The sequence below is a fragment of the Acinetobacter sp. KH_038 genome, from assembly GCF_057839405.1.
This window is the reverse complement of record NZ_CM174489.1, coordinates 270,115-281,836: the sequence shown is the minus strand read 5'-3', so window position 1 is coordinate 281,836 and position 11,722 is coordinate 270,115. Positions and strand designations below refer to the sequence as shown.

10 protein-coding genes are annotated in these 11,722 nt (G+C 47.9%); 8 read left to right on the top strand and 2 right to left on the bottom strand.

Annotation, left to right across the window (positions count from 1 at the left end; genetic code table 11):
* Positions 1 to 4: 4 nt before the first annotated feature.
* Positions 5 to 505 (top strand): hypothetical protein, encoded by a 501-nt coding sequence (locus tag AC3IT7_RS01315; RefSeq protein ID WP_004278581.1) that lies wholly within the window; start codon positions 5 to 7, stop codon positions 503 to 505.
* Positions 506 to 559: 54 nt separating this feature from the next.
* On the opposite strand, the gene pap is transcribed toward AC3IT7_RS01315, so the two are convergent.
* Complete coding sequence (pap, locus tag AC3IT7_RS01310) at positions 560 to 1,972, bottom strand: polyphosphate:AMP phosphotransferase (RefSeq protein ID WP_489249126.1); 1,413 nt, start codon at positions 1,970 to 1,972, stop codon at positions 560 to 562.
* Positions 1,973 to 2,183: 211 nt separating this feature from the next.
* On the opposite strand from pap, the gene AC3IT7_RS01305 reads away from it, so the two are divergent.
* From AC3IT7_RS01305 to AC3IT7_RS01280, 6 genes are all read left to right on the top strand, one after another.
* Complete coding sequence (locus AC3IT7_RS01305; RefSeq protein ID WP_489249125.1) at positions 2,184 to 2,888, top strand: DUF8198 family protein; 705 nt, start codon at positions 2,184 to 2,186, stop codon at positions 2,886 to 2,888.
* A gap of 146 nt (positions 2,889 to 3,034) precedes the next feature.
* A complete protein-coding gene (gene ubiE, locus AC3IT7_RS01300; protein WP_159516177.1) occupies positions 3,035 to 3,979 on the top strand; it encodes a bifunctional demethylmenaquinone methyltransferase/2-methoxy-6-polyprenyl-1,4-benzoquinol methylase UbiE in 945 nt (314 codons plus the stop codon).
* Between the two features lie 12 nt (positions 3,980 to 3,991).
* Positions 3,992 to 4,669 carry a ubiquinone biosynthesis accessory factor UbiJ gene (locus AC3IT7_RS01295; protein ID WP_489249124.1) on the top strand — a complete coding sequence of 226 codons (678 nt, stop codon included), beginning with the start codon at positions 3,992 to 3,994 and terminating at the stop codon, positions 4,667 to 4,669.
* Positions 4,670 to 4,681: 12 nt separating this feature from the next.
* Complete coding sequence (locus AC3IT7_RS01290) at positions 4,682 to 6,301, top strand: ABC1 kinase family protein (protein WP_489249123.1); 1,620 nt, start codon at positions 4,682 to 4,684, stop codon at positions 6,299 to 6,301.
* A 154-nt stretch (positions 6,302 to 6,455) separates the two neighbouring features.
* Positions 6,456 to 7,535, top strand: coding sequence for a patatin-like phospholipase domain-containing protein (locus AC3IT7_RS01285; RefSeq protein ID WP_489249122.1), 1,080 nt, complete (start codon positions 6,456 to 6,458; stop codon positions 7,533 to 7,535).
* Positions 7,536 to 7,595: 60 nt separating this feature from the next.
* Positions 7,596 to 7,913, top strand: a complete 318-nt coding sequence (locus tag AC3IT7_RS01280; protein ID WP_489249121.1) for a hypothetical protein — start codon at positions 7,596 to 7,598, stop codon at positions 7,911 to 7,913.
* Between the two features lie 54 nt (positions 7,914 to 7,967).
* On the opposite strand, the gene AC3IT7_RS01275 is transcribed toward AC3IT7_RS01280, so the two are convergent.
* On the bottom strand, positions 7,968 to 10,322 hold the full coding sequence (locus AC3IT7_RS01275) for a Tex family protein (RefSeq protein WP_489249120.1): 2,355 nt from the start codon (positions 10,320 to 10,322) through the stop codon (positions 7,968 to 7,970).
* A 336-nt stretch (positions 10,323 to 10,658) separates the two neighbouring features.
* On the opposite strand from AC3IT7_RS01275, the gene ompR reads away from it, so the two are divergent.
* Positions 10,659 to 11,423, top strand: a complete 765-nt coding sequence (gene ompR / locus AC3IT7_RS01270; RefSeq protein ID WP_280560924.1) for an osmolarity response regulator transcription factor OmpR — start codon at positions 10,659 to 10,661, stop codon at positions 11,421 to 11,423.
* The last annotated feature ends 299 nt before the right edge of the window (positions 11,424 to 11,722 follow it).

Genomic DNA, 11,722 nt, shown 5'->3' with positions numbered 1-11,722 from the left:
GCCCATGAAATTAGATAAAATTCCTGAACGTCTCGATCCAAGCCTAGATTTGGAACAAATCCGCGCCGAGTGCCTGGAACTCACCAAAAAACGCGCCTATTATTCTGCCGGTGCTGCGGTTATTCCAGTGCCGTTTATGGACGTGGTCATCGATATCGGTATCTTGTCGCAATTGATTCCCGAGATCAATGCCCGCTTCGGTCTGGCGCCTGACCAGATCAGTGTCTATGATCCAAAAACCCGTCAGGTACACTGGAATGAGCTGCGCAAACGCGGCGTAGAATTTTCCGGTCTGGTGGTGGCGCGTACTGCTGTCAAAAAATCTTTGAACAATGTTGCAGCGAAAGTGATCACAAAGCAAGTCACAAAATTCATTCCGCTGGGTGGTCAACTGGTGGCAGCAAGTCTGGGCTATTTTGTCATGAAAAAGATTGCTGAAGCACATGTAGAGGAATGCTACCGTGCGGCTAAAAATATCCAGCAAAAACAGGTAGCACAAGGTTAAAATCTGCGTGAGCTGAATTTTTTCAGCTCTCTAGATACTCTCACTTCAGGCAGATCATTCTGCCTGAAGCTGTTTTAAAATGGCCTTTAATACTTCTACCCGTGCCGTATTTTTATCGTCAGTCGCAATAATATGCCAGGGTGCATAGTCGGTCGAGGTATGCTCAAACATGTCAGCTGCCGCTTTCAGATAATCATCCCAGCGTTCCCGGTTACGCCAGTCTTCTTCAGTAATTTTAAAGCGTTTATGTGGCGTCTCTTCACGCGCCTTGAAACGTGCGGCCTGTTCATCTTTGGAAATGGCCAGCCATAGCTTGATCACCACAGTCTGATGCTTGACCAGACTCTGTTCAAAACGGTTGATTTCCGCATAAGCACGTTGCCATTCGACAGCACTGGCAAAGCCCTCTACCCGTTCCACCAGCACCCGGCCATACCAGGAACGGTCAAAAATACAGATATCATCATCGGTTTGCAGTTTGGTCCAGAAACGCCACAGATAGGGCCGGCTGAGTTCATACTTTTCCGGAGCAGCAATGCTATGAATTTCATATTCACGCGGATCAAGTTTTTTTACAATGCGCTTGATCGCACCGCCCTTGCCGGCCGCATCCATGCCTTCAAACAGAATCACCACATTACGCGGATCGGAACGCATGGCCTTGGCCACCTTAGCTGTTAACTTTTTCAGTTCTGGCTTGTAATCCTCTGCCTTGGCGCGGGTTTCGGACGGCTGTTTTAACTGCTCGGGAATCTTGGCCTGTTTCCATCGTCCACTGGCTCTGGCCGGATGATTGGGACAATCTTTGAGAGCACCGAGAATATGCTGGGCAAATTGCTGGTCACGCTGCTGTTCATCTTCGCCATCAATAATGAACCAGTCCTCGGTAAAATGCTGGCGCAAGCGCTGCAAGGTGTCGTATTTTTTTCTGTCGCGCCAGTCCAGACCATGCAGCTGATGCCAGTGCGCATCACTCGGATCCATGGCATCCAGCCGTTTCTGCAAGGCTTTCCAGGACAGGTCGAACCAGACCTTGACCACATCGACATGATTGTTTTTCAGATCCTGTTCAAAGGCCTGCATCTCTTCCAGATAGGCATCAAACTGCGCATGCGTGATCGGTTCTGAAGCATGCATGGCACTGCTCAGCAAATCGCTGTACCAGTTACCAAACAGCACCATAATCTGCCCTTCGGCCGGAATGAAATGCGCATAAGGCTGCCACAAGGTCTGTTTCGGTCCGGCCACTTGCGGTGCATCCGCTTTCACACGCAAATAACGCGGATCGACCCATTCGCGTAGCTGCTTGACCGCTTCACCCTTACCGGCCAGCTCAATTCCGTTGACCAGAATCAACAGACTTTTGGCATTTTTGCGGCCGCGTGTTTTTTTTAAATCATACTGGGCATCAATCAGCTCGACCGATAACTGATCTTCATCCATTAACTGAAATTGTGGTTGTGCCATATCTGTCTTCAACCCTGATCTTTTATTTTATATGCAGTATAACGATGAGTTTTGGCGCAAAAATAGCTTTGGCAACGTTTTTCACACGATTAAATTGGCTATTTAAACAACAGATTGACCTACAAATGTCCGATCTCTGTTCAATTTGTCATAGCAGGATTGTGCGCCAGCCTCTAAGATTCTTGCATCCTCAAACTATAATTGAAGCCTCATGTCCAAACTTGCCGTTCTCGATGATCTGTTAGAGCATTATTATCAGCTGGGTTATCATACCCGACCGGACATTCTGAGCCGTTTGCAGGATGTACAGGCCTGGCAGAAAGTTCGCATGCAGCGAACCCATCAGGCGCATTTTGCGGAAAAAGCCAATCAGCTGATGTCCGAATATTTCCTGAACCGTCTCTATGGTGGTGCCGAATTTGATGCACTGGCAGAACAGATTGCCCGGCTGATGAAATATGCGCATAAGGCAGAAAAAGTCATTCCGGAAAATGCCATTAAAACCGGCACCTTGGGTGTGGAGCTGGCGATTCTGGCAGTACAGCTGGATGAACAGGTCGCGATTCAGCTATTACAGGATTATCATCCACATGAACCACTGACCGATGAGATGATGCGCCTGACCTATTTAAAACTGGATCAAGGCGAGGCCCGCTTGAAACAGCTGGATCTGCTCGATCAGCTCGGCATGAGCCTGGATAAATACATGCGTTCCTTTATGGTTTATGCGGCCTTCAAAATGTGTAAGGGCGCAGCACATAAATATAATTTTCAGGTGATGTATGAGTTTATGCAGGATGGTTTCCTGGCGATGAAGCCACTCAAATCGGCAGAAAAATTTGTTCGTGAATTTACTGCAACCGAACGCCAGATTATTGATAAAGTACACTCTGGCGATGCATTACCGTTTCAATAAATAGCAGTACAGTATTTCTGACAAGCGTGCATTTTTCTGTATATTATTCATAACAATTGCATCATGATTGCTGAATAAGCCTTTAGAATCTGTCATGATGCAGACAATGCAAGATTAACCCGATTGATATGTTAGGAGTGACTCCAATGTCGAATGAAAATACAACGCCTACCCCTACCCCTGAGTCGGCACAACAGACAGACAAAGTGAGCCCATTCTTAACTGAACCTCTTCCACAGGGTACACCGCAAGGTCAGCAACAATCTCTCGAACAACGTCTGACCGACACCCCGGTAACAGGCTCGGTGCCAAAATATAACCTGCCACGTGGTGCCAGTACCGGCAATGTCGGCGCAACCACGCACTTTGGCTATCAGACGGTAAACAGCGAAGAAAAAGCCCAAAAAGTCGCAGAAGTTTTCCATTCTGTCGCCAGCAAATACGACATCATGAATGACCTGATGTCTTTCGGTATTCACCGTCTGTGGAAACGTTTTGCAATCAATATGTCGGGTGTACGCCGTGGCCAGCATGTGCTGGATATCGCCGGCGGTACCGGTGATCTGGCCAAAGTCTTTAGCCGTGAAGTGGGCCCGACCGGTCATGTGGTGCTGTCTGATATTAACGAGTCAATGCTGAATGTCGGTCGTGACCGTCTGATCGATGCCGGCTGTACCAATGTCGATTTCGTACTGGCCAATGCCGAAACTCTAGAGCCATTTGCAGACAACAGCTTTGATCTTTTGACCATTTCTTTTGGCCTGCGTAACGTGACCGATAAAGATGCCGCACTTGCATCGATGTACCGCGTGTTGAAGCCAGGTGGCCGTTTACTGGTACTGGAATTCTCTAAACCGGTGTTTGAGCCATTCTCTAAGCTATATGACCTGTATTCGTTCACAGCCTTGCCAATCATGGGTAAAATCATCGCCAACGATTCTGAAAGTTATAAATACCTGGCCGAATCGATCCGTATGCATCCAGACCAGCGCACCCTGAAAGGCATGATGGAAAATGCCGGCTTCCAGAATTGTGATTATCACAACCTGACTGGCGGCATTGTGGCAGTTCACCGCGGTTTTAAACTTTAAGGTTCATTCCCTATGTGGTCAATTCTGGCACTCGGTGCTGTTGAACGCGTGATTCATCATATGATTGATCTGGATGCAATTACCCGCATCCAGTTCAATGCCTTATCCGGTAAAATGCTGCGGGTGGTGATTGCCTCACCGCAGCTTTCGGTTGATGTGTTTTTTGATGAAGGCAAGCTTCGTCTGGAACCCACGGCAACAGGTCATAGCGAAACACCGTCAGTGTTTGAACAGCGTCCCTTTGATTCTGGCGCATCTACAACGACTGAAGCGACTGCAATCTTGCAGGTCAGCAATGTGGTGGAATTACTCAAGCTGCTGCTGTCCGATGAAGTCGGCAATATTCCATTGCAAGGCGACTACAAGTTATTGCAGGAAATCCAGCGCATCATGCAACAGGCCGAGCTGGATCTGGCGGCGCATTTAAGCCCCTGGATTGGCCCTGCACTGGCGCATGAAATTGGCAAATTGCAACTGCTCCCTCAGCAACTGAAACGCACCTTGCAAAGCCAGCTGTTCTTTGCCGAAGATGCCCTAAAAGAAGACAGTGGTCTGTTTGCCCCACGCTGGCAAATGGATGACCTGAATCAGGACACCCGGATCCTGAATCAAAATCTAGATCGGGTTGAAGCGAAAATCCAGCAGCTTCAGGCCCAGATCGATGCTTCAAATCACTCTACTCAAGACTAGGTACGCCGCTTTATGATTCCGCATGTTTCACGTTTACTCGAACTTTGGCGCATCGCCGCGCACTATCGACTCGACACGTTGTTTCCTGCGGAAGAATTACCAGAAAAAGCCCGGCATATTCTGTCTCTGATCCGCATGCATCCGGCGGCCTGGTCCAGTCGTGAACGTAAAAACCCGCTCAAGCTAAAACTGGCTTTAGAGGAAATGGGTCCGCTGGCCATTAAAATGGGCCAGTTACTTTCTACACGTCGCGACCTGATTGCACCTGAACTGTTACAGCAACTGGTCTTGCTCCAAGATCAGGTCAAGCCCTTTGACAATGACGTGGCCAAGATGCGCATTCAGGAATCCCTGAAAGCCGATGTAAATACCCTGTTTGCCCGTTTTGACACCCAGCCTCTGGCTGCTGCCTCGATTGCACAGGTTCATACCGCTGCCCTGCATGATGGCCGTGAAGTGGTGGTCAAGGTGACCCGTCCGAATATTCGCCAGCAGATTTTGCAGGATTTTGAAATTCTGCAATGGCTGGGGGACTTTCTGGAAAAACGTCTTGAAGCGGCGCGTGCCTTACATTTATCTGAAATTATTCAGGATTATCGCCAGATCATTTTAAATGAGCTGGATCTGACCCTGGAAGCGGACAATACCCGCCGCATGCGCCACCACTTTACCGGCTCGAGCATGATGTACGTGCCGGAAGTGTATATGGACAGCAAAGATGTGCTGGTGGCGGAGCGCATTACCGGAGTACCGATTTCAGATATCGCGACCTTTGACCGACTCGGCATGGATCGTGCCGATCTGGCGCGTAAAGGCCTGACCATCTTCTTTACCCAGGTGTTTCGCGATAACTTCTTCCATGCCGACATGCATCCGGGCAATGTCTTTGTTGAAACCATCAATCCGGGCAATCCGCGCTTTATCGCACTGGACTGCGCGATTATGGGCGAGCTGTCCAAACATGACCAGATGACGGTGGCACGCATGCTGCTGGCGGTCATGAACAGCGACTTTATGCAGCTGATTCAGGTGGTACATCAGGCCGGCTGGATTCCACCAGGCACCGATCAGGATGCCTTGGCACGGGAAATGCGCCGTAGTGTCGGGCCAATGGTCTCTAAACCGATGCATGAGCTGGATTTTGCTGGCATTCTGATCGAAGTGATGGACATTGCGCGCCGCTTCCATCTGGAAATTCCACCGCAACTGATGCTGTTACTCAAAACCTTAGTGCATGTCGAAGGTCTAGGCACTGACCTGTATCCGGAACTGGATATCTGGAGTCTGGCCAAACCGATCCTGACCGACTGGATCAAGGCGCAGATGAATCCGCAGAAAAACCTGAAAGAACTGGGACAGAAAATTCCAGATCTGCTCTTGGGTGCGCAGGATCTACCGACCCTGATGATTGACAGCCTGAACGGCCTGAAAAACCAGTCAGCCTGGCATGCCAAACAGCTGAATGAATTGCAAAGCATGCGCCTGCAAATGGAGCATCAGCAAAAACGTAGCTGGATGTTTGGCAGCATCATGGCAATTCTGCTGTCGATTGCAATTATCTCGCCATGGTTTGTGTCGGTCATTCTGATTGTACTGGCCAGTGTGCTGGCTGTATGGCGCATCGCAAAATAAGCAAGTTGAGTAAATCAAGGCCTGAGCAAGTTCAGGCTTTTTTATCTCTGAAAGATCAGGGTGACTGCAAAGTCACCTTTGGGTCATTCTCGCCATTGGGTCTAAACCCGCATCGCTTAAAATAAGCACACATTTGGCTGCTCTGGGTTAGACCATGCTACAGATTTTACAAAAACGTGCGCCTGCGCTGACCATTCGTGCCGGTCATCTGGCACGTGAGCTGATTCTGAAAGAAGGTTTGCAACCCGAACAGGTCGATATCGTCCCCGGTGCTGCGGGTGGCCCGAAAGGCATCGGCATTCAGGGTCTGGATCAAGCCATTTTTGGCGAGTTTTTCCCCCGTGCGCCACAACGGCGTACGCTGGTGGGCTCATCCATCGGTAGCTGGCGCTTTGCCAGTGTCACTGCCTGGGGGGCCAAAACAGGTACTGAGCGTCTGGCAGAACTTTATACCAATCTCTTCTTTCACAAGAAAATGACCCGCCAGGAGGTCAGTGAAGTTTGCCGTGGCATGCTGCTGGATCTGGTACAGGGCAAAGAAGCTGAATTGATTCAGCATCCTGATTACCATCTTGCAGTGATTTCGATTAAAGCCCAGCATATTTTCCAGAGTGACAAGGCACTACCTTTACTGGCTTCAGTTGCAGGTATTATTGGTACCACTGCTGTTGCACGTAAACACAGCCGTCACTTTATGCAGCGTGTGATTAGTCAGCCGGTCAGTGGTGAACAGTTTAAAATTGCCGAAGACGGTTTTACCACGCATTATCACGCCCTGACCAAACAAAGTGTGTTGTCCTGGTTAATGGCATCGGCATCTATTCCGGGGGTCATGGCGGCAATGCGCGACATTCCGGATGCACCACAGGGTTATTATCGGGATGGCGGTCTGATTGATTATCATATTGACCTGCCCTTCCAGAGCAAAGGCATTGTGCTGTATCCGCATTTTACTGACAGCATTACTCCGGGCTGGTTTGACAAGTTATTTAAACGTACTGCCAATCCGGAGAATCAATCCCGCACCTTGCTGCTTTCACCATCGCAGGACTATTTGCAAAGTCTGCCTTTAGGCCGTTTGCCTGACCGTAAGGATTTCACCTTGAAGGGCTTAGATCAGGCGGAGCGGATCAAATTCTGGAAAGCCTGTATTGCTGAAAGTCAGCGTTTAGGCGATGAATTTCTGGAACTGGTCGAGAAGCAGAATTTTGCTGAAGTGATGCAGAGCTTGTAATTGGCCGCGAGTGCCCGATTATTTGTATAATTACTTTCATTTTGTGAACTGTTGAGATTTATGCAGAAGTTTTTAGTGGTCCTGCAATACCTGTGTCTGGCCTTTGCCGCTTATCTGATCTACAGCGTGAGCATGGCACTCTATACCCAAGATTTTGTTCTGATGGAACTGGTAGCCGATATTGGTACGATTCTGATCTGTATTGACTTGGGCGTATTTTTATTGACCAGTAAAGGCAAACAAGGCATTACCATGGAAGAATATGCAAAACGACTGGAACAGCCACCGTCGAAACTGGTGTATGTCACACGAAAAATGGGACATCTGGGTATTTTGCTGATCATTACCAGCTGGATTGTACCGATGATTAACTCCTAAACATCAGATATAAAAAACCTCCCAATCGGGAGGTTTTCTTTTAGCAATTAAAGATTATTTCGAACCTTTAATCCCTGCTTGAAGTAATAACGCACCCAAACCACCAATTTTTTGCTCTTGTGGTTTAGCCGCTTGCGGTTTCTTGCCCTGAGGACGCTCACCTTGCGGACGTGCTTGTTGTGGACGTTTGCCTTGAGGCTTACGCTCACCGCGCTGTTCATTGTTTTCACGGCGTGGCTGACGTGGTGCTTTTGCTGGCGCTTCAGAACCTTCAGGACGCATCGATAAATTCACGCGGTTACGTTCAGCATCGACATTCAAGACACGCACTTGCACGATTTGACCCGGTTTCACCACTTTATGCGGATCAGCGACAAATTCATTGGCAAGTTCAGAAATATGCACCAAACCGTCTTGATGTACACCGACATCGACAAATGCACCGAAGTTAGTGACATTGGTCACTACGCCTTCTAGCTGCATGCCTTCAGACAATTGCGCAACTTCAGTAATGTCATCACGGAACTTCGCGGTACGGAATTCTGGACGCGGGTCACGGCCCGGTTTCTCCAGTTCAGCCAATACGTCTTGAATGGTCGGCAGACCGAATTGCTCATCTGCAAATTCTTCAGCATTGACCTGACGAATGATTTCAGTATTGCCAATGATGTCTTTTACAGTCGTTGCTTTCGCTTCAACAATTTTACTGACCAAAGCATACGATTCTGGATGTACTGCAGAAGCATCGAGTGGCTCTGTACCATCCTGAATACGCAAGAAGCCTGCAGCCTGCTCAAAAGTACGCTCACCTAAACGTGGTACTTTTTTCAAGGACTGGCGGTTATCAAAACGGCCATTTTCCTTACGGAATTCCACAATTTGCTGGGCAATCGATTTGTTCAGACCGGCGATATAACCCAGAATCGCAGCAGATGCCGTATTGACATCGACACCGACCGAGTTGACACAGTCTTCTACCACGGCTTCAAGAGTTTTTGCCAGACCGGTCTGGTTTACATCATGTTGATACTGACCCACACCAATCGATTTCGGATCGATTTTCACCAGTTCAGCCAATGGATCCTGCAAACGGCGTGCAATCGAAACTGCACCACGAATCGAAACATCCAGTTCAGGCAGTTCTTGAGATGCCAGTTCAGAAGCAGAATAAACCGATGCACCTGCTTCAGATACAGAAACACGCGTCAGTTTAAGATCGCTGTTCGCCGCCATCATTTCAGCAACAAGCGCTTCAGTTTCACGGCTTGCTGTGCCATTGCCCACTGCAATCAGGTCAACATTGAACTCGCGGCATAAACGTGCCAGCTCAGTCAGTGAACCTGCCTTATCATCTTTAGGTGCAAATGGATAAATCGTGCTGTGTGCCAGCACATCGCCGGATGCATTCACCACCGCCAGTTTTACGCCGGTACGGATGCCCGGGTCTACACCTAGCGTGGTACGTGCGCCTGCCGGTGCAGAAAGTAACAAATGACGCAAGTTTTCTGCAAATACGTTCATGGCTTCTGTTTCAGCAGCCAGACGTTTTTCAGTCAGCAATGAATGTTCAATGCTTGGACGGACTTTGCCGAGCCAGAACAGTTTTGCAGTTTGCTTCAGGAAATCCTGACGGGCTTGCGGCTGAATCGTTTCTAAATTGTATTCAGTCTCAATGCGCACCAATGGTGCAGCATCCTCGCCATCAACCTTCAGGCCCAAGACGTTTTCTTGACGGCCACGCAGCATCGCCAGTAAACGATGTGAAGGCACTTTGTTCAGGTTTTCAGAGAAATCGAAATAATCGCGGAATTTTTTGCCAACTTCTTTTTTCTCTTCACTCGCAACCAGACTTTTCAGCACTGCAGTTTTGGCAAAAGTAGCTTTCAGTTCAGTGGTCAATGCAATATTTTGCGCCCAGTCATCAATCAGGATGTGCTGGATCGCATCAAGCTGGCTTTCTGTATCCGGATAATCTTCATGGCTAAAACCGGCCAGCGCTTCTGCTGGATCTACCGCTTCGGCAAAGATTTTCTCGGCAATCGGACCTAAACCGGCTTCTTTGGCCTTGAATGATTTGCTGGTACGTTTTGGACGGTACGGCGCGTAAATTTCTTCCAATGCATTTTTGGTTTCCGCTGCATTCACGCGCGCCAATAAGTCATCAGACAATTTATCTTGTTCTTTGAGTGATTCAATCACCTTGTCACGGCGCTCATACAAATCACGCAAGTATGATAGACGCGTATCGAGTTGACGTAATTGCGTATCGTCTAAGCCTTGCGTTACTTCTTTACGGTAACGTGCAATAAAAGGAACACTGGCACCCTCATCAATAAGCTTGATGGCAGCTTCAACTTGGTTTGGACGTACGGCAAGTTCTTTTGCCAACTGCTGAACTAAGTCAGTCATCGTGTTTGATCCCACAAGGATAAGTACTAAATGGCATGATTATAAAGACCAGGTCTATAAAATCCACCATTGTTTTTATTAATTTGTCTTAACTTTATATTATGAAGTGCAACAGTTTTCAGCTTTTCTGAATATAGTTTGCATGAAGTTTGCTTTTTATCTCGCTGCAAATCATATTTTTTGTCCATTTAGATGTATATATTTGGTATCTATGTCTTGATTTTAACTGCAATATTTGGTGCTTTAGAGCATAGTCAATTAATATCAATGAATCGTATACTCAAAGCATATTTCATTTTTTGTTTATGACGATAATAAAGAATAAAGGAGCATCTCATGAGTTTAGTTGTACCTGCTGAAAAAGCCGATGCCGTACATAGCGACACAGACCGAGTCGAACGCATCTTGGTTGTTGATGATGATGTTCGTCTACGTACCCTGTTACAGCGTTTCCTCGAAGATAAAGGCTTTGTGGTCAAAACTGCACATGATGCCACCCAGATGGATCGTCTTTTACAGCGGGAACTGTTCTCTCTGATCGTGCTCGACTTTATGCTGCCTGTTGAAGATGGCCTGAGTATCTGTCGTCGTTTACGCCAGTCCAATATCGACACACCAATCATTATGCTAACCGCACGTGGTAGCGATTCTGACCGTATTGCCGGTCTGGAAGCAGGTGCCGACGATTACCTGCCAAAACCATTTAATCCGAATGAATTACTGGCACGTATTCGTGCGGTATTGCGCCGTCAGGTGCGTGAAGTACCGGGTGCACCAAGCCAGCAAATGGAAGTGGTGTCATTTGGCCCGTGGTCACTGGATCTGTCTACCCGCACCCTGACCCGTGAAGGTCAAGTCGTGACTCTAACCACAGGTGAATTTGCAGTATTAAAAGCACTGGTTCAGCATCCACGTGAACCGCTAACCCGTGACAAGCTGATGAATCTGGCGCGTGGCCGTGAATGGGGTGCCATGGAACGTTCTATTGATGTTCAGGTGTCACGTTTACGTCGTCTGGTTGAGGAAAACCCGGCACGTGCGCGTTATATCCAGACCGTTTGGGGTGTGGGTTATGTCTTTGTTCCAGATGGTGCTGAGTAAGTCTTTCGTATCAGAAAAATAAGATGATTTGTCTGTATATATTTTTCTGATTTTGAATTACGTGACAAATTCATTCGCAACTGTTTGAGGCAGGAGGTATTCATCTCTCATGTTTCTGCGACACCTTGATGACGTAATGCATTTTGACGAGTTTTGCGATGAGGAGCCCTGCTCCGTAAGATGGTTTTGCCTACTTTTGTCAAAACAAAAGTAGGTCGAACCGAAAGTTTCAAGCTTCATCTAAATTTCAAATAGTTTAACTTGGATGTGATAAGCATTACTCCTAAGAGGATGAGGAG